At 37.3% G+C, this 24894-nt stretch carries 24 protein-coding genes, 1 pseudogene and 3 riboswitches; of the genes and pseudogenes, 14 read left to right on the plus strand and 11 right to left on the minus strand.

Going from position 1 to position 24894, the window contains the following annotated elements:
- Positions 1 to 564: 564 nt before the first annotated feature.
- The 3 genes from NC799_RS03530 to NC799_RS03540 all read right to left on the minus strand — a co-directional run bounded on the left by NC799_RS03530 (position 565) and on the right by NC799_RS03540 (position 3927).
- Positions 565 to 1284, minus strand: a complete 720-nt coding sequence (locus NC799_RS03530) for an EAL domain-containing protein (protein ID WP_272444962.1) — start codon at positions 1282 to 1284, stop codon at positions 565 to 567.
- Between the two features lie 69 nt (positions 1285 to 1353).
- A riboswitch (cyclic di-GMP riboswitch) is annotated at positions 1354 to 1442 on the minus strand.
- Between the two features lie 98 nt (positions 1443 to 1540).
- Complete coding sequence (locus NC799_RS03535; RefSeq protein ID WP_272444963.1) at positions 1541 to 2743, minus strand: MFS transporter; 1203 nt, start codon at positions 2741 to 2743, stop codon at positions 1541 to 1543.
- Positions 2744 to 2976: 233 nt separating this feature from the next.
- Positions 2977 to 3927: a DMT family transporter gene (locus NC799_RS03540; protein WP_272444964.1), complete on the minus strand. Its 951-nt coding sequence runs from the start codon at positions 3925 to 3927 to the stop codon at positions 2977 to 2979.
- Positions 3928 to 4156: 229 nt separating this feature from the next.
- Here NC799_RS03540 and NC799_RS03545 point away from each other — a divergent pair, with 229 nt between their 5' ends.
- Positions 4157 to 4375, plus strand: a complete 219-nt coding sequence (locus NC799_RS03545) for a YozQ family protein (protein WP_272444965.1) — start codon at positions 4157 to 4159, stop codon at positions 4373 to 4375.
- Between the two features lie 113 nt (positions 4376 to 4488).
- Here NC799_RS03545 and NC799_RS03550 read toward each other — a convergent pair whose 3' ends face one another.
- Positions 4489 to 5448, minus strand: a complete 960-nt coding sequence (locus NC799_RS03550; RefSeq protein ID WP_272444966.1) for a ribose-phosphate diphosphokinase — start codon at positions 5446 to 5448, stop codon at positions 4489 to 4491.
- A gap of 254 nt (positions 5449 to 5702) precedes the next feature.
- On the minus strand, positions 5703 to 8054 hold the full coding sequence (locus NC799_RS03555) for an FdhF/YdeP family oxidoreductase (protein ID WP_272444967.1): 2352 nt from the start codon (positions 8052 to 8054) through the stop codon (positions 5703 to 5705).
- 435 nt (positions 8055 to 8489) lie between these two features.
- Between NC799_RS03555 and NC799_RS03560 the strand changes: the two genes are divergently transcribed.
- From NC799_RS03560 to NC799_RS03590, 7 genes are all read left to right on the plus strand, one after another.
- A complete protein-coding gene (locus NC799_RS03560) occupies positions 8490 to 9473 on the plus strand; it encodes a LacI family DNA-binding transcriptional regulator (RefSeq protein WP_272444968.1) in 984 nt (327 codons plus the stop codon).
- A gap of 141 nt (positions 9474 to 9614) precedes the next feature.
- Positions 9615 to 10334: a ThuA domain-containing protein gene (locus NC799_RS03565; RefSeq protein ID WP_272444969.1), complete on the plus strand. Its 720-nt coding sequence runs from the start codon at positions 9615 to 9617 to the stop codon at positions 10332 to 10334.
- A gap of 17 nt (positions 10335 to 10351) precedes the next feature.
- Positions 10352 to 11377 carry a Gfo/Idh/MocA family protein gene (locus tag NC799_RS03570; protein WP_272444970.1) on the plus strand — a complete coding sequence of 342 codons (1026 nt, stop codon included), beginning with the start codon at positions 10352 to 10354 and terminating at the stop codon, positions 11375 to 11377.
- Between the two features lie 47 nt (positions 11378 to 11424).
- Positions 11425 to 12393 carry a sugar phosphate isomerase/epimerase family protein gene (locus tag NC799_RS03575; protein ID WP_272444971.1) on the plus strand — a complete coding sequence of 323 codons (969 nt, stop codon included), beginning with the start codon at positions 11425 to 11427 and terminating at the stop codon, positions 12391 to 12393.
- Between the two features lie 119 nt (positions 12394 to 12512).
- Positions 12513 to 13553, plus strand: coding sequence for a Gfo/Idh/MocA family protein (locus NC799_RS03580; protein WP_272444972.1), 1041 nt, complete (start codon positions 12513 to 12515; stop codon positions 13551 to 13553).
- A gap of 36 nt (positions 13554 to 13589) precedes the next feature.
- Entirely contained in the window at positions 13590 to 14354 is a 765-nt protein-coding gene (locus NC799_RS03585) for a sugar phosphate isomerase/epimerase family protein (RefSeq protein ID WP_272444973.1), read from the plus strand.
- A gap of 243 nt (positions 14355 to 14597) precedes the next feature.
- Positions 14598 to 15038 carry a VanZ family protein gene (locus NC799_RS03590; protein ID WP_272444974.1) on the plus strand — a complete coding sequence of 147 codons (441 nt, stop codon included), beginning with the start codon at positions 14598 to 14600 and terminating at the stop codon, positions 15036 to 15038.
- Between the two features lie 346 nt (positions 15039 to 15384).
- On the opposite strand, the gene NC799_RS03595 is transcribed toward NC799_RS03590, so the two are convergent.
- Positions 15385 to 16377 carry an SEC-C metal-binding domain-containing protein gene (locus NC799_RS03595; protein WP_272444975.1) on the minus strand — a complete coding sequence of 331 codons (993 nt, stop codon included), beginning with the start codon at positions 16375 to 16377 and terminating at the stop codon, positions 15385 to 15387.
- 586 nt (positions 16378 to 16963) lie between these two features.
- Between NC799_RS03595 and NC799_RS03600 the strand changes: the two genes are divergently transcribed.
- Entirely contained in the window at positions 16964 to 17530 is a 567-nt protein-coding gene (locus NC799_RS03600) for a DNA-binding protein (protein ID WP_272444977.1), read from the plus strand.
- A gap of 9 nt (positions 17531 to 17539) precedes the next feature.
- A riboswitch (cyclic di-GMP riboswitch) is annotated at positions 17540 to 17625 on the plus strand.
- A gap of 129 nt (positions 17626 to 17754) precedes the next feature.
- Positions 17755 to 17838: riboswitch (cyclic di-GMP riboswitch) on the plus strand.
- A gap of 36 nt (positions 17839 to 17874) precedes the next feature.
- Positions 17875 to 18039, plus strand: a complete 165-nt coding sequence (locus NC799_RS03605; RefSeq protein ID WP_272444978.1) for a hypothetical protein — start codon at positions 17875 to 17877, stop codon at positions 18037 to 18039.
- Positions 18040 to 18132: 93 nt separating this feature from the next.
- Here NC799_RS03605 and NC799_RS03610 read toward each other — a convergent pair whose 3' ends face one another.
- From NC799_RS03610 to NC799_RS18390, 5 genes and pseudogenes are all read right to left on the minus strand, one after another.
- Positions 18133 to 18696, minus strand: coding sequence for a ribonuclease H-like YkuK family protein (locus NC799_RS03610; RefSeq protein ID WP_272444979.1), 564 nt, complete (start codon positions 18694 to 18696; stop codon positions 18133 to 18135).
- A gap of 218 nt (positions 18697 to 18914) precedes the next feature.
- Positions 18915 to 19019 (minus strand): YjcZ family sporulation protein, encoded by a 105-nt coding sequence (locus NC799_RS03615; protein WP_272444980.1) that lies wholly within the window; start codon positions 19017 to 19019, stop codon positions 18915 to 18917.
- Positions 19020 to 19070: 51 nt separating this feature from the next.
- Positions 19071 to 19184, minus strand: coding sequence for a YjcZ family sporulation protein (locus tag NC799_RS03620; RefSeq protein WP_272444981.1), 114 nt, complete (start codon positions 19182 to 19184; stop codon positions 19071 to 19073).
- Positions 19185 to 19235: 51 nt separating this feature from the next.
- Positions 19236 to 19349 (minus strand): YjcZ family sporulation protein, encoded by a 114-nt coding sequence (locus NC799_RS03625; protein WP_272444983.1) that lies wholly within the window; start codon positions 19347 to 19349, stop codon positions 19236 to 19238.
- 47 nt (positions 19350 to 19396) lie between these two features.
- Positions 19397 to 19492: pseudogene (locus tag NC799_RS18390) on the minus strand (YjcZ family sporulation protein); the annotation flags it as partial.
- A gap of 290 nt (positions 19493 to 19782) precedes the next feature.
- Here NC799_RS18390 and NC799_RS03635 point away from each other — a divergent pair.
- The 4 genes from NC799_RS03635 to NC799_RS03650 all read left to right on the plus strand — a co-directional run bounded on the left by NC799_RS03635 (position 19783) and on the right by NC799_RS03650 (position 24892).
- Positions 19783 to 21144, plus strand: a complete 1362-nt coding sequence (locus NC799_RS03635; RefSeq protein ID WP_272444985.1) for an ABC transporter substrate-binding protein — start codon at positions 19783 to 19785, stop codon at positions 21142 to 21144.
- Positions 21145 to 21221: 77 nt separating this feature from the next.
- Positions 21222 to 22175: a carbohydrate ABC transporter permease gene (locus NC799_RS03640; protein ID WP_272444986.1), complete on the plus strand. Its 954-nt coding sequence runs from the start codon at positions 21222 to 21224 to the stop codon at positions 22173 to 22175.
- Positions 22175 to 23017 (plus strand): carbohydrate ABC transporter permease, encoded by an 843-nt coding sequence (locus NC799_RS03645; RefSeq protein ID WP_272444987.1) that lies wholly within the window; start codon positions 22175 to 22177, stop codon positions 23015 to 23017. Before NC799_RS03640 ends, NC799_RS03645 begins: the two co-directional genes overlap by 1 nt.
- A 48-nt stretch (positions 23018 to 23065) precedes the next feature.
- A complete protein-coding gene (locus NC799_RS03650) occupies positions 23066 to 24892 on the plus strand; it encodes a sensor histidine kinase (protein WP_272444988.1) in 1827 nt (608 codons plus the stop codon).
- The last annotated feature ends 2 nt before the right edge of the window (positions 24893 to 24894 follow it).

A 24894-nucleotide genomic window follows, 5' to 3' on the forward strand; every position in this document is an offset into this window, starting at 1 on the left:
AGTCTTAATGTTTAAATGCAATCTCGAATCCCTTACATAAGCTTTCTAAAAGCCTTCACGTAACACGGTTTTGCCTCCTTACAAAAAATTAACACGTTATTTAGTTTATAACGCCCGTCCTTACTGTAAACATGTGTATTTTTTGTTTTTTTGTCGAAATTACACTTTGATTGTTGATTGTGGTAGAAAAAATAATAAAAAATGATAATGATGTAAAATTGTTGAAGTCATCCTGCAAATTATATGGACAAGTTGGGTGAAAGAAAGGCGGTAAATACGTTCTATAAGATTGGAAGATGTTCGCAAATAGTAGTGTATAGGTTCCAACAACTGTCGACTACCTTCCGAGACGAGTCACTAATTGTCTTATTAATTTCTTATACACTTATAAAAACGCGGCATTTAATATTGCAAAAAAAAGAGCCCCTAAGAAGGGGCAAGTGGGGGATAAAGTGTCAGTTAATCATTAATTACCCGTTTATTGATTATGCTAAACCAAGTATTTATATTTCTTTCAAGATCAAAGAATAGACCTATGTCATAATCCTCGAAAACCAAGGGACTTTATACGGTCCATTTTAATTGTTCGGGTTTTCCCAAATAGTAACCTTGTGCAAGGTTTATTCCTAATGACTTTGCCGTATCAACTTCCCGTTCATCCTCAAGACCTTCCAACACAAGGGCAATCTCATTATCGTGACAATAGCTTACAAAATTTGATACAACAGTTTGTTTCTGTTTGGAGACATGTAATCCCCCAGATAAATATCGGTCCAATTTAATGAAATTTGGATGTAGCTCAATGATCGATTCAAAAGTGAAATATCCATGTCCAATATCATCTAATGCAATTTGAAATCCTTTTGCTTTAATTGCGTCGACTTGTTTTTTAAATGCTAGTAAATCGGGTATGTACTCAGCTTCTGAAATTTCAAGAATTATTTGTTGGCTAGTCAGTTTGAACTCAGCAATAATCTTGTTTAGAAATGAACTGAATCTTGGGTTTAAAATTGTCGATGGGAAGATATTCACAAATAAATTTTGCTGCTCTTCTTTCAAAAAACCAGCTCTTTGATAGGCTGATACAGCCTTATGAATGGACCGCGAATCCAATTCATATAATCGATTTAATTTTCGAGCGGTATTAAAAATGAATTCAGGATTTGAATAATGACTCGTTCGGAATAATGCTTCAAATCCTAACGGTTGATTTGTCTCAAGGACATAGATTGGTTGAAAATAATGAAAAAAATCTTCTTGGCCAATTAAACCGCTTATAGACAATGACAATCCTCCTTAATAAAAATAAAAAAGCAAGCCCTAAGAAAATAGGCTTGCTTTTCACCTGTCCTCTTCGGCGACCCGGCTACCAGTAGCAAATGTTTTGCTGTAGGCCCGTGGCTTTGCGTCCTTACCTTTCGATAAGTTTGCCTTTATCGGTTTCAAATTATTGGTAATATTATACCACAATTACTACATTTTCCAATAGTTTTCGACAAAAAAGTCAGTCAAATGTCATGATTTGTATCGGTATATAGGTTTAATTGCCCATGTTTGCGGAACCTTGTTGCTGTTTATCCTTCCATAGCAAAAATAGATAAAGAATCATTGCTAGTAATATGGAAAAAGCACTTGCCAAGTAAATGTAATTATAGCCAAAACTAAAGGCAATTTGCCCAAACGTAATGGCACCGACGCCAACACCTAAATCAAAAAAGGAGAAAAAGGTAGCATTCGCCATACCTTTGCGATTTCCTGGCGCTTCGTTAACTGCCCAGGCCTGAAGAGCCGGTTGGATGGTACCAAATCCTAATCCGTATAGTCCAGCTGCGGTAAATAAAACGAGTGAGTTCGGTAACCAAAGCAATAATAGCATAGCCGTAAAAATCATCAATGTACCAGGTAGGAAAACGACTATATGCCCTTTGGAGTCGTATAACCTTCCTGCAAAAGTTCTAGAAATTAATAGGAATAAAGCATAGATCAAAAAGTATGTTTCGATGCCGGCTATCCCTTTTTGAACTGTATAAAGTGGAAGAAACGATGCAATACCGCCAAATGTAGTCGTTATAAAAAACAATAACATTGAAGGTTTTATCGCGCTTTTTTCAAACACATCGAATCTTGGTGTTTTTGTTTGTTCCTCTGACTTTTCGACTTGTTTGTACCGAATTTGTGTGGATAACAAAAAAGCTACAAGGCCTAACGCAGAACAAATCAAAAACAATTGCATGAAAGATAGATAACCGGCAAGCGTTAAACCAAGGGAAGGGCCAAATGCTAATGCAATATTGCCGGATAGTCCAAAATACCCCATCCCTTCCCCTCGACGTTTCTCAGGGATTAAATCTGTTGCAATGGTTCCTGTTGCTGTCGTTGAAAATGCCCAACCGACCCCCTGCACAACCCTCATGATAAACAAAAAGAGGATACTTGCAATTAATGCGTAAGAACCAACAGAAAAAACAAAAATTGCTAGTCCGAGCATGTAAACAAATTGACGTCCTTTTGATTCTAACGAATGGCCTGCATAAGGTCGAACTAATAAGGCGGAAAAGGTGAAAACCCCCGTAATCACACCAATTAGCTTATCAGTTCCACCGAGTTGTTGAACGAAGAGAGGGATAGTCGGAAGTGTCATTTGAAATCCTAAGAAAATAAAAAAGTTTGCCGCACAGATAAGGGCAAAGTCTCTCGTCCAAATTTTTTCTTTTTTTGCTTGTTTTGTTAATGATTGGTCCAATAGATAGCTCTCCTTTTCTTTCGTGCCTCGAAATTTATTATATCGTATTATAAAGTGAAGTGAAAATATTTAGCAAATTAAATGAAACCACTATAAAAACTCTATGATGTCATATATTGGATTCCTGCTTTATTTGATGCTGCACTTTCTTATTGTGAATGGAAGGGGACTTTATAGTTGCTTGAGACTGTGTAAAGACAAAAAAAGTCCGAACCATAAGTTCGGACGGAGTGTTAATTTTTATCTAAACTAGCTTTTCGTACTTTTTCGTTAAGTGGAGGAATAGCTATTGGTTGCTTTCTTTCTGTTCCAATCCATACTAATCCTAAGACAATGATTAACCCACCAATAATTTGCGGCAACATAATTTGCTCATTGAAAAATAGTACACCAGAAGCGGCAGCTGCAACTGGAACAAAGTATCTGTAAAAGTTGGCTTTTGCTGCTCCAACTTTTTTCATTGATAAATTCCATAATACAAATGCAGCAACGGTACATAATACAACGTTATAAAAAACAGCGCCAAATGTAATTGGTGAAATATCATTCCATGCAACTTGGCTCCAACCAGAAATAGTAACTGGAATTAAAAACAAAGACCCAAACAGTACGTACCAAGAAGTTACCTTCATTGGAGAATATTTATCCATTAATGGCATGCAGGCAAGGTTAAACAATGCCCCAATTAGACTAATCGATAGTGCAAGAAAGTTACCAAGCATATATTCAGAACTTAAATTAAATCCGTCTTTACCACCCAATATAATGAGTGTAACCCCAATAAGTGCAACGATGCCTCCTGAAGCTAATCGTAACGTCATTTTTTCCCGAGTGAAAAGGGGAGCAAATAATGCTGCAAATATTGGCCAAGGAGCAACATTCAATAACGAAGCATTGGCTAATGTTGTATATTTAATAGAATACATGACCAATATTTCTAATAAGGTGACCCCGATTAAACCAATTAATGCTAATTTAACAATATCTTGTTTGTCTACCTTAACCGATCCTTCCGTTAGTTTTAATACGATAAAAAGAATTGGTAAAGCTAAGCCGAATCGCAAAAAAACAAATACTTCAGCAGGGAACACTTCCATAGCCCACCGTGATATACCAAAGTTAGCACCCCAAATGACTGCTACGATAATTAGCCCTAAATAATGAAACACATTTGAATTAACCATATTTTTTTCCTCTCCTGAAAAATAATACCTTAGTCATTATCGCATTTTACGAGGACAGTTACCATACCAATTTTTGAAAATATGTAACTTGTTCGGACAAATGTAATAGGTTGAATGCTGAAGCAATTATGAATAACCTTCACTGATTTTTTGCGAATTTTCTCTGTCTTTTACTCATATTTTCACCAGGCAATGACAAAGCTAAAGGAGACAAAAGGAGGTATGGATGATGGTTAAAAAGGTTAGCCAAGAAGACGCCAACAAAGTTGCAGAAAAAGTGTACAGCCCTGCGGATTATCAGTCAAATGACCCTTTATCGCAAGGAATGGCAATCACTCATGAACAGTCAACTGATTCATACACAGAAGGTACAATCAACGGTAAAATTGACAATGTAGACAAAAATGGTTCGTTAAAGAGTGGGGAAGGTAGAGATATACAAAAATAAACGACACAAGCCTGTGCTTTTCGATGCACGGGCTTGTGTTTTTTCTTAAAAAGATACAAAAGTATAAAAAAATCCTAGTCAGCGCCTACCCCGCCTGAGGTCTTAAGCTTTTCTTATTCAAACAATGGGCTTACTGGTAGTTGTTCATATATACGAATAATCGCATCACTTAGTAGGGGAGCGACTGAGAGTTGGGTTACTTTCTCGATTCTTTTTTCATCTGTAAGTGGTATCGTGTTCGTACATATAACTTCTTTGATTAGTGATTCTTCAATTCGCTTTATCGCTGGTCCTGACATGACAGGGTGGGTACAACAAGCATATACTTCTTTGGCACCATTTTCGATTAGCGCTTTTGTTCCTCGTGTGATCCGTGTTGCTGTGTCAATGATATCATCAATTAAAATAGCAGTTTTCCCTTCAATATTGCCAACAACATTGACATTTGTTTCACCGGGAATATATTCTCTTGGTCCCCGGCGGTCAATAATCGCAATGGGTGCTTTTAATAGCTCTGCCATTTGCCTTGCTCTCGTTACACTGGCATGGTCTGGAGATACAACAACAATATCATCTAGTTGTTTTTGATTTACGTATTCGGTTAAAATTCGAACGGCAAGCAATTGATCAACTGGTATATCAAAAAAACCTTGTGCTTGTGGAGCGTGCAAATCAACAGAAAGTACGCGGTCTGCACCGGACACTTGAATAAGGTCAGCAATTAGTTTTGCTGTAATTGGTTCTCTAGCTCTTGCTTTCCTGTCTTGTCGTGCATATCCATAGTATGGAATGACCACGTTTATTGTATTTGCTGACGCTCGTTTTAATGTATCAATCATAACAAGTAACTCCATAATATGTTCATTTACCGGGTCACTTGTAGACTGAATAACAAAGACATCACAGCCACGAACACTTTCTTCGATATTAATCTGAACTTCTCCATCACTAAACTGTTTGACAGAACTTTTCCCGAGCTCAACACCAATATCTGCAGCAATTTCTTCTGCAAGAGGACGATTTGAACTTAGAGAAAACACTTTTAATTTTGAATTTTGGTATGTATTCGACAATGTTGGAACCTCCAATAACTAAAGCAATCATCACTTCTACTTTTACCTATATTCTATAGTATATAAGTGAAAATTAAAAATAAAAGGCCAATAAATTGACGAAAATTGTAGAATGAGCCTCATGCAGTAAAGTGATATCAATTAATTTGAATGGAAAAATCGACCTCACTGCCAGTGGGGTCGAAGAGTGGGAGTATATATATTCTTGAAATATAAGAAAGGAAAACCAGAGGTGTCTAGGTTTGAACGATTGTCTAATTTGGATCCGTTTCTAAATCTTCAATCCTTTTTTCAATATATTGAGTATCTTTATAAGCAACATACGTCTCTGCCTTTTCTAGTGTTGCGGTGGTGTTATATTCTGGAATCTTCGCATGTTCTTCATAAACACCTTTTGGGATTAGCACATTTCCTTCAGGCCAGTGCAGCTCAAGGTTACCAGATTTTAGTTGGACATATTTTGCTGTACCATAGAATGTGCCATGATCATTATAAACAACTACAGACTCACCTTGCTTTATCTTGAGTTTTTTGGCATCTGCCTCATTCATTAAAACATCGAAGCGGTCAGCGTTGTTAAACGGGTCAACTTCATCATAAATCATTGAATTGAATTGTTTTCCGCGTCTAGTTGTAACATAGAATTCATCTTCGGATTTTCTTCGTTCAGGAATGTCGATTGCAAGTAAGTTTGCTTTTTTATCTGGGGTTGGAAAAATGCCACCTTCGCAAAGCCAGGCCCCTCCCCATTGAAACACGTCACCTTTATCATCTAAATACTGTATTCCATCATAATTTGGGGCTGTATGGGCAATTTCTTCTCGGATGTGTTGTACATCTCTAAAATCGATGAGATGTGTTTGTTCAGGTTTGACTCGCTTGGCTAGTTCAAGGTAAATATCCCATTCAGCCCGAGCCTCACCAATTCGTGGTCCCTTGATTTCTGGTGAAAGATAAACCATTCTTTCTGTTGATGTAGATGTCCCGCCACCAGGCTGTTCATACCTAGTCATCGCAGGCAAAACGATAACAGCTTCTTTTGCATCAAAAAGTGTTGACGTATTGAAAATAATGTCTTGATGAACACGAATATCAATATTTTCTAAACACTGTTTCACGTAGTCTGGGTTAGGCATTGTTTCGAGGAAATTTCCGCCTGACATGTGATAAAGCTTCAATTTACGTTCGTGGTCTTCAGGTAATAAAGCATTCTCTAAAGATGGTCCGACAGTGTCTCCCTGCCAATCAGGTAGGTCAAATCCCCAATACTTTTCGATCCTGTTTCGATTATTTTGATCATTTGCACCACCTGGTAAAGAAAAGGGATCTGCACCCATTTCACTAGAACCTTGAACACCAGAATGTCCCCGAATTGGCATTAATCCACAATGCTCTCGGCCGATAAAGCCGCGAAGTAAGGCGAGGTTGGCAACTTGAGATACATTATCCGTTCCAAACCGATGTTGAGTTAGTCCCATTGACCAAACAAATACAGCTGATTTTGCTTTTGCGAGCTGTTCGGCAAATTCAACTATCCTTTGCTTAGACAAACCAGAAGATTGTTCTAATTCGTCCCAATTGTAGGAGATTGCTTTATGTTTGAGTTGTTGATAGCCATTGACATGCTCGTTAACGAAAGGATGATTGATTGCAGAACCGGGGGTTACTTCTTCCATCTCAAACCAGTGTTTCATAATACCGTTCATGAAGGCGATATCTCCACCAATAGTTACTTGATATACATCATCAGCAATTTTAGTTCCAAAGAGAGCAGACTCTGGAATAGAGGGAATCCAATAATTTTTCATGGATGGTTCATAGTAAGGATTGACTATCACTATTTTTGTACCTTTTCGTTTTGCGGCATACATATATTTCGTTGATACAGGTTGGTTATTTGCAGCAACAGATCCAAAGAACACAAGGACATCTGTTCCAATCCAATCTTTGTAATTACAACTTGATGCGCCAATTCCGAGTGACCTAGTTAAGGCAGTTTTTGAAGGGGAGTGACAAATTCGTGATGCATTATCAATGTTATTTGTGCCTAAAAACCGTGCAACTTTTCCAGCAGTATAATACGTTTCATTCGTAATTCCTCGAGAAGTTAGATAGAAGGCTGACTGTGTTGGGTTAATAGCGTTCCATTTATTTGCAATCAAGTCTAATGCATCATCAAATGAGAGGCGACTAAATCTATTTTCACCTGGTTTACGAATGAGCGGGTACGGAATTCGGCCAAGTTTACGAAGTTCCGCACTACTCAATTTACGTAACTCGTTAATATCCTCATGGATATATTTTTCCTTCATGGCAGGCATTGTGTTTAATCGTAGAACATTTAATCTTGTGGTGCATAGGTGGGGGCCTTTTAATGTCTCATCTTTCATACCTAGTACACCGAGTGCACAACCATCGCATACGCCTTTAGTTAAGATTCGGTTAGCAAACCCAAGATTGTCTCGATTTTCCCAGATAACTTTTAACGTATCACGCAGATGGTGAGGTTTTACTGTTCCAAGTCCAAAGGGTGTTTTACTAACCCATAAACGAGGGTCAGGCAGCTTTGGCAATTTGGTTGGGCCACTATGTTTTGTTTTTCCCATAAAAATCCCTCCGCATCAATATTCATCTGTAAGGTTCTTCATTAAACAATACTTCGAACTGTAAATGGAGTATTCAGTCTTTTTTTACGCATGGTGAAAGTGTCATATGTGTTAATTTGAAAGTATAAAAAAATCCAAGAGCTGTCTAGCTCCGGGAGCTTTGCGCTTTTCTTAAAAGAAGTGGAAGATAGGTAAGGCGTTTAGTGGTGGGGTTGCTTACTTTCTATTATAATATGAAGGGAATAATCGGATATGATTAGAAAACTGTCTTTATGAAAAGAGAAATAGTTACCCACTTGGTTTATAAAGATATTGATAAAGACTAATTGAATTTTTGTAATAATTAAATCAAAACAATGTTTGACAGTGTTTTAAAAGCATACTATCATAGTTTGTAATCGATTACAGATTTTGGGTAGAAAGTAGGAGAATATGGTGGCAAATATTCAGGAAGTTGCAAGAAAAGCAGGAGTTTCCGTCGCCACGGTTTCACGAGTAATTAACAACTATAGTGGAGTAACAGAGAGAACTAGGCAAAAGGTCGAAAAAGTGATTGAAGAGTTAAATTATGAACCTAGTATGTTAGGACGTAATTTGCGTACATTAGAAAGTAAGCTAATTCTTGTCTTAATTCCTAGTATATCTAATCCTTTTTATACCGAAATTATCAACGGAATAGAAGAAACGGCGATAAACTTAGGTTATAATATCCTACTTTGTGAGACTGATTCTAATCCGGAACATGAACAAAGGTATTTTGGTTTATTAAAAAAAAGAATGGCTGATGGAATTATATCAATGGACCCTGCTGTAAACAAAGCAAAACTAGCGGAACTTGCTGAATCCTATCCGATCGTACAATGCAGCGAATATGATGAGGATATTAACATACCATATGTGACGATAAATAATGAGCTTGCTGCTTATCAAGCGGTTAAACATTTGGTTAAACTTGGACATGAAAAAGTTGCACTCATTTCATCGGATGAACGATACTTATATGCAAGAGAGAGAAAGTGTGGTTACGAGCGGGCCCTAAACGAATTTGGCATTACTGCTAATGAAGCGTTCATTTATCATACAGAAAGTATTAGTTTTGAGTACGGGCAACATGCTATGCGAAAGTTACTTGATTTAAAGGACCGTCCAACAGCGGTTTTTGCCTTATCCGATATTCTAGCAATAGGTGCATTAAAGGAAATCAATTCTAGTGGACTGCTAGTTCCTAAGGATATCGCATTAATAGGTTTTGACAAAATTAGCTTCTCCAATATGACCTATCCAGCACTAACTACCGTTGCACAACCTATGTTTAAAATGGGGGCTGCTGCTACAAATATGCTAATCAATCGTATCAAAGGCATGCGGGTGGAGAGTATGGTGATGGAACATGAGCTAATAATCCGTGAATCGACATAAAAAAAATCACGGTAAATTAGCTGAAGTTTGCTAAAACCAATTGACAAGGGTTTCATATCCTGTAAAATGTAAAGTAGTAATGTAATCGATTACAAATCAAGGCCTAGGAGAACCGCCTAAGGTCCAAGGGGGATGTAAACAATGAGAGTTACGGTGTGGAATGAGAATCGCCATGAGCAAAAGAATCCGGTAGTTGCAGAAATTTATCCAGAGGGAATTCATGGTGCGATCGCTAACTTTTTGCGTGAGGAAGGTTTGGATGTTGGTACAGCTACATTAGATGAAGCAAGTCATGGTCTAACGGATGAAGTACTTGATCAAACAGATGTCCTTGTATGGTGGGGGCACTTGGCACATGACGAAGTAGCTGATGAAGTGGTGGAAAAGGTACATCAACGTGTGTTAAAAGGTATGGGATTAATTGTACTTCACTCTGGTCACTTTTCGAAAATCTTTAAAAAATTAATGGGAACTTCATGTGACTTGAAGTGGCGAGAAGCCGATGACCGCGAGCGGCTTTGGGTAGTAGACCCGACACATCCAATCACAGAAGGAATTGGACAATATATCGAATTAGAAAAAGAAGAGATGTACGGTGAACATTTCGATATCCCAACACCAGATGAATTAGTATTTGTTAGCTGGTTCGAAGGTGGAGAGGTTTTCCGCTCAGGCTGTACATACCGACGTGGTAATGGAAAAATCTTTTATTTTAGACCTGGTCACGAAACGTATCCGACCTATCATAACGAAGAGGTACAACGTGTCATTCGTAATGCAGTACATTTTGTAAAACCAGTAAATCGCGAATATCCAACGTATGGAAATCACAAACCAATTGAAAACATATCCGAAAAATAAGAAAGGGTGTAGAACCAATGACTAAATTAAAAGTAGGAGTAGTTGGCTGTGGTAGTATTGCAACTCATCGTCACCTACCAGAGTATTTTCAAAACAAAGAAGTAGAAATTGTTGCTGTTTGTGATGTTGTCGAAGAACGAGCAACAGCTGCTGCTCAAAAATATAATGCAACAGCTTATACAGATTACCAACAATTAGTACAACAAACCGACATCGATGCAGTAAGCGTTTGTACACCGAATTATTTACATGCACCGGTTTCGATTGCTGCTTTAGAAGCTGGCAAGCATGTCTTATGCGAGAAGCCAATGGCCACATCTCGCGAAGAAGCGGACAACATGATTCTAGCTGCTGAAAAAGCGGGTAAAGTGTTAATGATCGGCCATAACCAACGTTTCGTAGCTTCTCACCAGAGGGCTAGGCAGTTAATTGAACAAGGGGATTTAGGTAAAATTTATAGCTTCCGAACCGCATTTGGACATGGTGGCCCAGAAGGTTGGAGTGTCGACGGAGCATCTAGCTGGTTCTTCAAAAAAGACGAAGCGTTTATCGGTGCCCTTGGGGACTTAGGCGTTCATAAGGCAGATTTAATTCGGTATATTTTAGGGGAAGAAGTAACAGAAGTCTCCGCATTTATTGAATCAAACGCCAAGCAAAATAGTAATGTAGATGATAATGCTGTCTGTTTGTTACGGACAGAATCCGGTATTATTGGTACCCTTGCAGCGAGTTGGGCATACGTAAGTGCGGAAGATAATTCAACCATTATCTATGGAGAAAAAGGGATTATGAGATTAGAGGATGATCCAGTCTATTCTTTAGTTGTTCAATATAAAGACGGCTCGACAGTTAATTATGAGCTTGGTCAAATCCAATCGAATGAATCTGGTGGCCAAACAAATACAGGTGTAATTAATCATTTTGTTGAAAGTATTTTGGATAATAAGAAACCATTAATTGATGGTGACCAGGGAAAACAATCATTAGAAGTAATTTTGGCAGCATTAGAATCGCATGAACAGAAGAAAAATGTTCAAATCTAGAAAACTAGACATATATTTTAATGGATTAACTAGAGAGGAGCGTTCAAATGAAACTAGGTGTGTTTACGGTATTATTTGCAGATAAGAGCTTTGAAGAAATGCTCGACCATGTGAAAAAAGCAGGTCTTGACGCTGTTGAAATTGGGACAGGAGGTTATCCAGGTAATGCCCATTGTGATTTAACCACATTGCTAGGAAGTGAAGAAGCTCGTAAGGAGTACTTAGCTGCTGTGGAATCGCGTGGGTTAACGATTAGTGCGTTTAGTTGTCACGGAAATCCTCTAACACCTGACCAAGTATTCGCTAAGGAGAGTCATGAAACGTTACTAAAAACAATTGAACTAGCAAATCTAATGGGTGTTCCTGTTGTTAACTGTTTCTCAGGGACTGCTGGTGACCATGAAGGAGCTAAGTATCCAAATTGGCCTGTAGCACCGTGGCCAAATGAGTATTCAGATGTTCTAAAATGGCAATGGGAAGAAAAATTAATTCCTTATTGGAAAGAAGTAGGACAATATGCGGAATCAAAAAATGTGAAAATCGGCTTAGAATTACATGCAGGATTTTTAGTTCACACGCCATACACGATGTTAAAGCTACGTGAAGAAACGTGTGATGCGATTGGGGCAAATCTTGATCCAAGTCATCTTTGGTGGCAAGGAATTGACCCTGTTGCTGCGATTAAGATCCTTGGTAAAGCGGGGGCAATCCACCACTTCCATGCAAAAGATACGTATATTGACCAAGATAATGTTAATATGTACGGATTAACTGATATGCAACCTTATAGTAATGTACAAACACGGGCTTGGAGTTTCCGCTCTGTCGGTTGTGGTCACGGGTTAGAGGATTGGTCAAACATGATGAGTGCTTTAAGAACTTATGGATACGATCATGTTGTCAGCATTGAACATGAAGACCCAATCATGTCGATTGATGAAGGCTTTGAGCGTGCTGTCCAAAATTTAAAAGCTGTATTAATTAGAGAACAACCTGCTGATATGTGGTGGGTTTAACAACAAGATTTCCCCTTTTGGACTAGTTCGAAAGGGGTTTTTGTTAAAGGTATCCATGTATAAATCTAGGAGCTACTATTAGCTGTCTAGCTCCGATTAATTAAAAAGGAGTGTTACTAATGGGGAAATTAAGAATTGGAATTATCGGTGCTGGTGGTATTGCTTCAGATGTACATATTCCAAATTATTTGAAGCAGTCTGAAAAAGTTGACATTGTGGCTGTAGCTGATGTCAATGAGGAGAGAGCAAGGAGTGTAGCAAAGCAATTTGAGATCGCACATTCATTCGGCTCCTACGAAGAAATGCTTAATAGTGTTGAGCTTGATGCAGTCAGTGTTTGTGTCCCAAATAAATTTCATAAAGATGCTACGGTGGCGGCGTTAACAGCGGGTTGTCACGTGTTGTGTGAAAAGCCGCCAGCAATGAAGGAAGAAGAAGCGAATGAAATGCTACAAGTTGCTAGGGAAAGTGGCAAAGTATTAACATTTGGTTTTCACTACCGACATACGGCCGATGTTCAGGCAGCCAAACGATTTATTGATGCTGGGGAATTAGGGGATATCTATTCTGCACGTGTTCAAGCGATTAGACGGCGAGGTATCCCGGGTTGGGGTGTATTTACTAATAAAGAACTACAAGGTGGCGGACCATTAATTGATATTGGTGTACACATGCTAGATACTGCACTTTACCTAATGGGTTATCCCGAACCTGATACAATTCTCGGTAAAACACATCAACAAATCGGGACGAAAAAAGGTGTTGGTCTTCTAGGTGATTGGGACTATGAAAACTTTACCGTCGAAGATATGGCTGTTGGTATGATTACATTTAAAAATGGCGCATCACTCGTGCTTGAGACAGCGTTTGCGGCTAACGTAGAAAAACGTGACACGATGCAAGTGTCTTTAATGGGAAATCAAGGTGGCGCAGATATTTTCCCACTTAAAATGTATCAAGAAAAGCATGGGGCATTAATTGATAGTACACCAGCCTATTTACCAAATGTTGGTGGGCATGAGCAAGAAATAAAGCATTTTGTTGAATGTTTGCAGGAAGGAAAACAGCCGATTAGTACACCGGAACAAGGTGCTATTATTCAGCGGATTATTGATGCATTGTATCGATCTGCTGAAACCGGAAAAGCAATTAATTTCTAATTGGTTGTTCAAAAAAGCTAAGGGAGAGGATTGTTAGTGGGGAAACTTGGGATTCAATTATATTCAGTCCGGGATAAAACGCAAGACAACTTCTTAGACACTATCCATGAGCTTGGAAAAATGGGTTATGATGCCGTCCAATTTGCAGGTTTTTTTAACACGGATGCAAAAACAGTAAGGAGCGTAATGGATGAGTCTGGCGTTATCCCGGCAGGAAGTCATACGCCTTTTGACCAACTTAAGGACGACCAACTTAGTGGTACATTAGAATACAATGAGACGATTGGAAATAGGCTTGTCATTTGTCCATCACTACCGAAAGAACTGCAAGGTAGTACGGATGGATTTAAACGAGCAGCAGCGGCTTTAAACGAGATTGGCAGAAAGTGTAAAGAGCAAGGCTTTACATTTGGATATCACAACCATCATTTTGAATTCGCTGATTTGGGTGACGGAAAGCATGGCTTTTCAATCTTATTTGAAGAAACAGACCCAGCCTACGTAAAAATGGAGCTAGATTGTTATTGGGCGCTTCATGCTGGTTATGACCCTGTTAAGATTATTGACGAACACACTTCTCGTTGCGTATCTCTTCATTTAAAAGATATGAAACGAGAAGATGGTAACAAAGTAACAACTGAAATTGGGGAAGGTGAGTTAGACCTAACTACAATTCTTGAGAGAGCGAGAAATTTAAGCATTCCATGGTTAACGGTCGAACAAGAGGATTTTGATAAAGATACATTAGAAAGTGCTAGATTAAATATTGTTAACCTACAGAAGTTGTGGAGTAGAATATAGGTCAATAGGTTATTAAAATAAGAATGGGGCACAAAATCGCCTATGATTTTGTGCCCTCCCTTTTTTTATAATGTTAATAAGTAGTTAAATCGGCGTCGGCGTTCCTACTGTTCTTATAGGAATTAAGATTGCTCTTGATTAACAATTTAACGTATGATTTTTTTCAAAAAGGTTAACAATGGTTATTACTCGTTAGGTGAGAAAGTCTAACTAGTAATTACGTAAAAAAAGGTAGTGTTAATCTTGTATGCTTTGTTAATCATCTGGACGCTATTTATTTTTGTTGCTACATGTACGAAAGAAGTAAATGCATTTGTTCAACGGGGAGAAATAGCGTTTGATTTTACTACTGAACCAAAGTGGCTTGATTTGTTTCAAGTTCTTCCAAGTAATCCGGCTAAAATAGAACTAATAGGTCATGCGTTTATGTTTATGGTGTTGACCTTGCTCTTATTTACCGTTATTCAGCGCATAGGTGTTGTCTTATCGCTAGCAACTTTCTATGGGATTGCTACTGAAATAGCACAATTATTTTTTAACCGTGGTGGGGTATGGTATGATTTTGTTGCCGATAGCGTTGGTGTTGTAGTTGGACTATGTATTTATTTGGCAGTAAAACGAATCACCCAAGATTCAGGGGAGAAAGGCTATGGATCAATAGTAAATAAACGTCCAATAGGATAGTTAAGGATTGAGTATGAAATTGTGAAGGTTTTGTACTCTTTTTTAAAAGGATAAGAAAGTATAAAAAGATCCAAGAGCTGTCTAGCTCCGGGCGCCCTGCGCTTTTCTTACTAGGTAAGAAGGTATAAAAAAATCCAAGCGGGGATAACATCGAGCAACAGCCACGTCAGGTCTTGTCTTATGCTGCCTGGGCTTAGCGAGGCGGAGGAGCTTGACGTAGCTGGCTTTAATGCTATCCACACCGAGCGGATTTTATAATTTACTAGTCAACAAGAAAAATGGTCACCAACCCCATTTGATGACCATTTTGATAAAATATATTTCCACTATCCAAACCTAATTGCCATTATTGCCTCACTTCATCTGCTAGAAGATCTGTTAGCTTTCGATAGTTACTTGATACTGTCGTTGCAGATGTCCCGTATTCATCGGCGATTTCCTTTTGTGTTGGCTCAGCATGAACAAGAGCCGTTTGAATAAAGTAATCGAGTGCTGCTGCATATGGAGAAGCTTTCTTCAAATTTGGATTTTTCTTCTCACAATAGAGGTTCCACAGCCGGACACCTTCTGTTGCTATTTTGCCATCGAGACCTTTTTCGTTTGCGTGGTTTAAAAACATTTCCGCAACTTCCTCATGTTCCTGCTTGTGCCAATCTAATTGATTGGAAGGCTCTACTAACATTTCCTTTAGTAAATCAGGATAGTGCTGGCGTAATCCGCCGACCTGGTTAGACAGACGCTCTAGCACTTGTCTAATATGTTGTTCTTGGTGTGAATCTATTTCTAAAGCAGTTAAGAAAAAGTTATAGTGGTTTACATAAGGAATTAAAATACCTGTAAGGAAGTCACCAGGTGTAAACTCACCCTGCAGTAATGGTAACAAGTAATTTTCACCGTTTAATACATCTATCACTTTAACTTTATATTTTTGTGATTGGTCGATGGAAGCAATTTTCACAACTACAGGTGCAGATGTGGACCATCTTTGTGAAATGTCCTTGGTCCTAGTATGCTCAACTTTAACACTTGCAAGGAACGTTTCAGCAATTGTCTTTCCCTCATTTTCAATTGGCACGTTTAATATCGTCCAGACGTTTAAGCAAGACGTATAAGCCTCTCTTGTATCATCATCCAAGTTGGTAGGCATATATTTGTTTAATTGATTTGTAATCGTTTCTTTATAGTTGGTAAATGCATATGTTATGAGCTCACCATGAATCCGATCTAATTCGTTATTGTATACATCGTAGTTGAGATCGATGACATTTGCTCCACAACATTTTTTGTATTTTTTACCACTGCCGCATGGGCAAGGGCTGTTTCTTTTTGGTTTACTCATCAATATCCACGCTCCGAGTATTTATTCCAATAGTTAATTATGGACAGATTCTTGTATTAACGCAAGGGTTAAGTTCTAATTTACCATAAATTATGTTAGATTTATGCTGTAATTATTGGAATTTATTTTATTATTGTGTCAAATTCCGTTAAAGAATGTATGTTTTTGCAAAAGATTCATTCTGATCAGGGCCAAAGGGAAGAGTAGACTCTTTATGGAAAAGCCTGAGCTATGTTGACAATCTCGCGAATCAAAATCATGTTCCAATTGTACTTCTCTCGGTTAGTCTCTGAAGGAAATGCCGAACTACACAAAGTCTTTTCGGGGTACTTTTCGATTGTATGACCGACCATTATTTTAGAGAATTATATCAAAAATATAGATGAACTGCTATTTACTTAAGCAGGAAGGGTTATGCACCTGATTAATTCGTTAAAATTATATAGATAGGTATTTTAAATTATCGATGAAGTTGTTATATTAGAAATAGGTCATCATAGGTTACCTTTTCATTCTTTCCTAAGCTATTAGTGTTTTGACCTATAGAACATTAAACAGTAAAGAAGTGAATGAAAAGGAGTTAATCATGAAAAAAAGAAAATGGCAAGATGAGGAAATTAATTATTTGCGAGATTCCGTTGGAAGTATAAAGATTTCTACTATCGCAAGGAATCTTAATCGATCAGACACAGCAGTAATTTTAAAAATGAAACGGCTTGGTCTATCAAATACGAAAGAGGCCATTGGTAGTCTTACTATGCACCAATTAGCTGGACTTTTAGATGTAGACCCAACCGTAGTAAAACTATGGATACAAAAGCATGGTTTACCGTACCAAAAAAGAGTTACTCGTTCTTCTCGGAAATTTTATTTCATCGACCAATTAGAATTTTGGGCTTGGGCTGAGCTTAATAAAGAACGGATTGATTTCTCAAAAGTTATCAAAAACAGTATTGTGCCCGAACCAAAATGGGTGGACGTGGAAAGACGGAAAAAAAGAGAAGTTGCTTACCGGAATTGGACAACTGGTGAGGTGAAACTAATGTTACACTTACATACTTCTGGTGATAACTTTCATTCCATAAGTAAACACTTAAATCGCAGTGTAGTAAGTGTGAAAAGGAAATATCAACGTACAATGGAACAAAGATGACATCCAGTCCTATACAAAAGGCAAAGTTGTCGAAAGACAGTGACGCAAAGCCAAGGGCCTAAAGGTATTTCTACCTATGGCAGCCGGCTGCTATAGAATGGAAGGTAATCTTTTGATGACAAGTTTTAAACTATATGGGATTTAATTGTAAAAAAGATAAGTGAGAAGGACTATTTAAAAATTACTCTATTTTGATTGATAATTATATGGTATTCATAAAAACCGCACGATAAAGGCAAACCCATTGAAAAGTGGTGACGCAAAGCTATAGGGGCTAACGCAAAGTGCAATGCTAGCCAGCTTCCAAATCGGACTCCGTCGGTTTTTTTCGAGGAGGATAAGAAATGAGGAAAGTGTATTACCGCATGAAGTACAATTGGCACTTATCAAAGTTTAAAAGACTAAAAGAGCTAAGGGATTCGTTACATAATGCGGCAGAAATTACCAAACTCGATCATCAGCTGTTACAACATGAACGAGCGGCATTTCATTATATGTTTAAAGGATAAGCACCCGAGTTTGGGTGCTTTTTAAAAAGATAAGAAAGCAAAAAAACTTCAGGAGATTGCTGCCTTAGGCTGAACAAGGCATTCTCGCTTTCCTTAAATGTATTTTTCTGGATATTTTGTAAACCGATTGGCGTACCCGGATGCAACAAAAGATTCTGGCTTTACCACTGGTTCAAGGCCAATTGATTCAACCCGAGCCATCATTTCACTTGCTAAGAATCGTGATAAGGATTTCTTACTAAGCCCAACATCGATGTGTCCTTCCATTGTGAAAGAACTACCTCTATATAAATATGGTAATACGATATCAATCATTTGGTTCTTTTTTTCTTCATCAAATAGGTAAGCGACTTGCTCGGTTAAAGATGTTTCCGTCGATATCTTTTCGTGTAAGCTGTTATATTTCCGTTTTATTTTAATTGGCAAAATGCATCCCCACGCGCCCTTACCTTCCCGTAAAATGACAACACCAGTAACGAAAACGGTATGACGCTGATGAACTTGCGAATCTGTTCCAACAATTAATCGATAATTCGCATTAGGTTCTTTTTTCATAAATTGAATGATATGCTCAAAAACTTCTTCGAATGACATCTTACTTTTTGAAAGGTTTTTAAAAGGTGAAGCAGCTATATCAGGAAGGACACCATCCTTCATGGTTATTTGCTCCTTTCAATCGATAAGAGAAAATAGTTTTCTATGCTAATAGCTTATTCTAAAGATATGATTGATGTGTGTAGATATGACTATAAAAAAGTCAAAAGAAAATGGAGTGCTGGGGTTTACGACTAGGCTTGTCCTACTTTTCATTGGAGGGTATAAAGTTAATGAAGGCTGCCGAGAATTTTCTCGGCAGCCTAAAGACAAGGAATTAATTAGTAACCATATCCACCCGTTGGGTAGTTGTTACCTACAATCACTAATAAAACAAATAATACGACAAGTAAAATAAAACCGTTTTGTCCGCCAGCAAAACTCACAATATCTACCTCCCAATTAGTTAATTTTTCATAGATTGGCAAGCTTAGGGATTAATACCCAAAGCCATAGTCACCGCCAGTTGGGTAGTTGTTACCTACAATCACTAATAAAACAAATAATACGACAAGTAAAATAAAACCGTTTTGTCCGCCAGCAAAACTCACAATATCTACCTCCTAATTAGTTAATTTTTCATAGATTGGCAAGCTTAGGGATTAATACCCAAAGCCATAGTCACCGCCGGTTGGGTAGTTGTTACCTACAATCACTAATAGAACGAATAATACGACAAGCAAAATAAAACCGTTTTGTCCGCCGATATAACTCATGAAATATAACCTCCTAATAAGATTAATTATTTGGTTAGTTATCTTTATTATTCAGCGTCGCCTGCGATTGGGTAGTTGTTCCCAACAATTATTAATAAGATAAACAGAACCACAAGTAGAATGAATCCATTGTTTCCTCCGCTTACGGGAACGTAATTTCCACAACCGTGGCCATATCCATAACCATGACCATAACCATATCCGTATCCATTAAAGTAACCCATGTTTGCTTACCTCCTTTTAACGATGTACTTCTATCCTATGGAAAATCAAAGCAGATGTTATAGGCGGATGGACCAAAGAGGGAAATTTGGGCTATTAAGAAAAGGGAGAAAAACTAATTTTTGTTATAGACTACCTTACTTTTCTTTATTAAACTGAAAGCGATTACAAGTTAAAATAATAATGTAATAACAAAGGAGGAGGAAGAAAGTTGAAAAAAATATTTTACATTTGTTTGTTGGCAATTATGTCCTTTCTAATTGTATCGGGATGTAGCTCAAACTCGTCTGGTGATGGGGGGAATGAGTCGAAGGATTCTGCAAGTGAATCACTCGGTGACTCTTCACAAGATGAATCAAGTGAACAATCCGAAGAATCAGACGATGTTATTGAATTACGTGTTGCGTGGTGGGGTGGCCAAGAACGTCACGATCGCACATTAAAAGTAATCGATTTATTTGAAGAAAAATATCCCAATATTAAGATTGTTGCGGAGTATTCAGGATTCGACGGTTATTTCGATAAATTAACTACACAGTTTGCTGCAGGAAATGCACCGGATGTAATTCAATATGGTGGTAATCTTAATGATTATGTATTAAAGGATGTAGTACTCCCGTTAGATGAATTTGTTGGTAATCAAATTGACATTAGTAAGCACTCTGAAAGCATGCTTGATGCAGCTACATTCGATGGGAAACTGTACGGTCTAACATTGGGAACTACTGCGTGGGGTGTATTGGTAAATAAAACTGCTTTTGATAAAACGGGAGTGTCTCTACCAAGTAAGGATTGGACTTGGGAAGATTTTAGAGACTTAACACCAAAATTATCAGAAGGACTTGATGGTACTTACGGGACTGCTGATTTTGAAGAAGACGGATTTGGTGTATTTTTAGCTCAACGAGATAAGTTCTCCTATTTAGATGGTGAGATTGGTTTTGAAGCAACTGATGTAGCAGACTGGTTCCAACTGTGGAAAGATTTAAGAGAAAGTGGTGGAGCTGCAGTTCCTGAAATTCAAGTATCAGCCTCACAAACACCAGAACAATCATTAATTGTTCAAGGAGATGTAGCGATTGAATCTGTTGCAAGTAATCAATATGGCGCCTATTCAAATGCTACTAAAGATGAGTTTTTATTGTACCCATATCCTTATGACTCTGAAACTGGCAAAAATGGTGTTTCATTGCGTCCAAGCCAATTTTTTGCAGGTAACAAAATGACCGAACACCCAGAAGAGGTTGCAAAGTTCATTGACTTCTTTGTGAATGATTTAGAAGCTACAGAAATCCTGGGCAATGATCGTGGTGCACCCGTTAACTCTGATGTCCGTGTTAATTTAATTGACAAAGCTGATGAAATTGACCAAGCAATTTTTGAATACATTGACCTTGTCAGTGAAACTTCCGATGCACCATATATTCCTAACTATCCTGGATATAATGAAAATACACAATTGTTTAAGGAAACTGCCGAGAAGATTTACTTTGATCAATCGAGTGTAGAAGATGCAGCAAATAATTATTACGACAAATTAATCGACAATATAAAAAAATATACAGAAGAATAAGTACAACAAATAAACTGAAGAAAGTGACTGTGGTTGCAATTATCAAGTCACTTTCTTCTATATATAGGAGGATGGACATGGAAACAAGCACAGTTAAACAAAAAAGTGTACCTAATCTACGTCCAAACCAATACAAAAAAACACAAACAAGAAAAAATTATATTATTGCTTACATTTTCTTATTACCTTGGTTAATAGGTTTTTTTAGTTTGGTACTGGGCCCGATGGTCAGTTCTTTATATTTATCTTTTACTAAATTTGATCTGCTAAACCCACCAGAATGGATAGGCTTAGCTAACTATCAGGACATGTTTAGTGATGATAAATATTGGGCTTCGGTAAAGGTAACTCTTCAATTTGTCTTTATCGCTGTTCCAACGCAATTAATCGCAGCATTACTGGTTGCTGTATTACTAAATAAGGGAATAAAAGGTGTCGGTATCTACCGGACCGTTTATTATTTGCCTTCTCTACTAGGTGGAAGTGTAGCGATTGCTTTACTTTGGAAAAATTTGTTTGGAATTGATGGAATTATCAATCAAGTATTGGGATTTTTTGGCATAGCCGGGCAAGGTTGGGTGTCTCATCCCGATTATGCACTTGGAACAATAATTATCCTAGCAACTTGGCAGTTTGGAGCTTCAATGGTTATCTTTTTAGCAGGTTTAAAACAAATTCCATCCGAACTATATGAAGCAGCAGCAGTAGATGGGTCGAGTAAGGTCAACACATTTTTTAAGATAACATTACCGTTACTTTCGCCAGTTATTTTCTTTAATTTAGTAATTGAATTAATTAAATCGATCCAAGTGTTCACTTCTGCTTACATCATAAGTGAAGGAACTGGCGGACCGATAAATTCGACATTGTTTTATACACTTTATTTATATCAAAGAGGATTTTCATATTTTGAAATGGGATTCGCATCTGCTATGGCTTGGGTATTAGTTTTTGTTCTTGGTGTAATGACCATTATGATATTTCTATCCTCTAAGTTCTGGGTCCATTACGAAGATGGGGGGAAACTATAATGAATCATCGTTTATCCTATAGTAAAGTAGTTACACATGGATTCATCATAACGTTAGGTGTTTTAATGTTGTACCCGGTCTTATGGATGGTATCTAGCTCCATTAAGCCTGAAAATCTAATTTTTTCATCCCCTGGGTTATGGCCAAAAGAGATAACCTTTAATAATTATATAAATGGTTGGAATGTTGTTCGTGACGTGTCATTTGGATTGTTTTTTAAAAATTCTTTTATTATTAGCGTTATTAGTGTTGTTGCAAATCTAATAACATGTTCCATGGCTGCATATGCATTTGCTAGATTGAAGTTCCCATTAAAGAAACTATGGTTTGCTTGTATGTTAATGACTATTATGCTACCTGCCCATGCAACATTAATCCCGCAATACACAATTTTTCACAATTTAGGTTGGATAAATACAATTTTGCCTCTTACCGTACCAAAACTGTTAGCAACAGATGGTTTCTTTATCTTTTTGATGGTTCAGTTTTTTAGAGGGATACCAAGAGAGCTAGATGAAAGTGCTATTATGGACGGGTGTGGAGTAGTAAAAATATATACTCGAATTATTATTCCGTTAGCAGTGCCAGTATTAATTACGACAGCTATTTTTACTTTTATCTGGACATGGGATGATTTCTTTAGTCAAATATTGTATTTGAATACCGTTGATAAATTTACTGTTCCGTTAGGATTAAGGTTGTTTTTAGATTCGCAAGGGGAATCTTCTTGGGGAGCAGTATTTGCTATGTCAGTCTTGTCCATGTTACCTATCACACTTATTTTCTTTACATTCCAAAGGTATATTGTAGAAGGCATTGCTACTAGTGGGATTAAGGGTTAATATTAAATTAACAGAAAAGTAAAACTATTAAACTAAGAAGGATCTGCGATGATTAAAAAACTAACAACGATAATGGTAGTCAGCTTTTTATTGGTAAATGCGCTTTTCTTAACCGCAATTACGTTTATTTCATACAAGACCTTTTTAGATATTAGTTCCAAAGATATAAGTGAAACAAGATTAGCGTTATTAAATGAAAGTACCAATAATCTTTCGAATTATATTACAAGTGTTAGTGAAGCAGGTAAATATGTGGCAGCTAATCAATCTGTTATTGAAACCTTTTCCAATCAACCAAAGAGTGTTTACGGTGCAATAACTGAACAAAGAGAATTAGCAAAATTATTAACTGGAGTAGCAAGTTTAAAGCGGGATATTGACTCGATTGAACTGTTCACAAATCGATATATTGATTATCCCAAAATAGATGGAAATGTCATTTACACGATGGATATGATTAACAAAGAACCATGGTTCGATATATTTGCAAGTATGGATAGTGCTTGGATTCCAAATCACGTATCACCTGTGAACAATCAAGAGATGATTAGCTATATCCATTTGATTCCTGACCAAAAAGGACAAACTGTGGCTTTTTTAAAAGTGAATGTATTAACAGAGAATTTTTTTGCTAATACTTCTGAATATAATTTAACTGGAAACGTTAGTGAATCAGTTATGGTGTTGAACACCGGTGGAAAGGTTATTGCTAAGCTTGGATCTCCTCAATCTATCCAAGCATTAAACAATGTAATTACATCCATTGATGGCGAACCATCAGAAAGATTGATGGACAAATATATCAAGCTTTCTAATCAGTACCAAACGATCTCCTACAATAACGAGGATTATTTATTTTTGGTCTCAGAAACTAATTACAACCAGTGGCGGCTTGCACAATTGATTCCAATGGAAGAATTATTCGCAGATACAAGAAAAACTAGCTACTATATCTTGTTTTTAGGTATTGGCGCATTGTTGTTGTCAATTCCACTTGCGTATTGGGTTGGAAGGCGGATTATGCATCCGTTGCAAAGAATTATTCATGGAATGAAAAAAGTTGAACAAGGTAAATTTGACGTCAATGTAGGTTCTTTTTATATCGAAGAATATGACATCCTTGCCAAAAATTTTAATCAAATGACCTATCAATTAGAGGAATTATTTAAAAAATGGGAGCTAGAAAGTAAGTATCGTAAAGAAGCAGAACTTAAAGCATTACAAAGTGAGATTATGCCACATTTTTTATATAATACACTAGATATGATCCATTGGAAGGCGATGGATCACAACGCTAAGGAAATAAGTTTTATGGCTAACCAATTAAGTAAAATGTTTCGTATTGGATTAAGTGGTGGGAAAAAATTTATTCCCTTAAGAGATGAGCTAGAACACGCAAATAGTTACAATCAAATTCAGCGTGCTCGAATCTCAAAGTCTATCAACTACGATTTAAAGGTGCCTGCATCAATTAAGGATTTCTATGTCCCGAAAATTATATTGCAACCATTTATTGAGAACAGCATGATTCATGGCTATCCAAATCCTGAGAAAGAAACTGTTATCATAAAAGTGTTAGCAAAGTGTATGGTGGAAAATGGGAACGAAGTGTTGCTAATAACAATTATTGATCATGGAATAGGACTTCCAAACAACTGGGATATTAAAAACTTATCAGGTGTTGGAATAACAAATGTTAGAGAACGCATCTGGCTATACTGTGGGAAAGCTTATGGAATCAGGATGGAAAATCGACAAGAAGGAGGAACTGCTGTTCAAATAAAACTTCCTGCAATTAAAAATAGAGAAGAATTAGAGGCTTGGTTAGTAAATCAACGAGATTGGGTAGATGGAATTGGAAAGGACCGATTTTAATG

Origin of the sequence: Aquibacillus salsiterrae, assembly GCF_028416595.1 — a bacterium.
Classification (GTDB): domain Bacteria; phylum Bacillota; class Bacilli; order Bacillales; family Amphibacillaceae; genus Aquibacillus_A; species Aquibacillus_A salsiterrae.

Coding starts and splice junctions, on each gene's coding strand:
- NC799_RS03545 (WP_272444965.1), top strand. CDS start 4,157: ATGGTTAAAAAGGTTAGCCAAGAAGACGCCAACAAAGTTGCAGAAAAA.
- NC799_RS03555 (WP_272444967.1), bottom strand. CDS start 8,054: ATGGGAAAAACAAAACATAGTGGCCCAACCAAATTGCCAAAGCTGCCT.
- NC799_RS03625 (WP_272444983.1), bottom strand. CDS start 19,349: ATGAGTTATATCGGCGGACAAAACGGTTTTATTTTGCTTGTCGTATTA.
- NC799_RS03565 (WP_272444969.1), top strand. CDS start 9,615: ATGAGAGTTACGGTGTGGAATGAGAATCGCCATGAGCAAAAGAATCCG.
- NC799_RS03595 (WP_272444975.1), bottom strand. CDS start 16,377: ATGAGTAAACCAAAAAGAAACAGCCCTTGCCCATGCGGCAGTGGTAAA.
- NC799_RS03640 (WP_272444986.1), top strand. CDS start 21,222: ATGGAAACAAGCACAGTTAAACAAAAAAGTGTACCTAATCTACGTCCA.
- NC799_RS03600 (WP_272444977.1), top strand. CDS start 16,964: ATGAAAAAAAGAAAATGGCAAGATGAGGAAATTAATTATTTGCGAGAT.
- NC799_RS03570 (WP_272444970.1), top strand. CDS start 10,352: ATGACTAAATTAAAAGTAGGAGTAGTTGGCTGTGGTAGTATTGCAACT.
- NC799_RS03645 (WP_272444987.1), top strand. CDS start 22,175: ATGAATCATCGTTTATCCTATAGTAAAGTAGTTACACATGGATTCATC.
- NC799_RS03650 (WP_272444988.1), top strand. CDS start 23,066: ATGATTAAAAAACTAACAACGATAATGGTAGTCAGCTTTTTATTGGTA.
- NC799_RS03580 (WP_272444972.1), top strand. CDS start 12,513: ATGGGGAAATTAAGAATTGGAATTATCGGTGCTGGTGGTATTGCTTCA.
- NC799_RS03540 (WP_272444964.1), bottom strand. CDS start 3,927: ATGGTTAATTCAAATGTGTTTCATTATTTAGGGCTAATTATCGTAGCA.
- NC799_RS03610 (WP_272444979.1), bottom strand. CDS start 18,696: ATGAAGGATGGTGTCCTTCCTGATATAGCTGCTTCACCTTTTAAAAAC.
- NC799_RS03575 (WP_272444971.1), top strand. CDS start 11,425: ATGAAACTAGGTGTGTTTACGGTATTATTTGCAGATAAGAGCTTTGAA.
- NC799_RS03605 (WP_272444978.1), top strand. CDS start 17,875: ATGAGGAAAGTGTATTACCGCATGAAGTACAATTGGCACTTATCAAAG.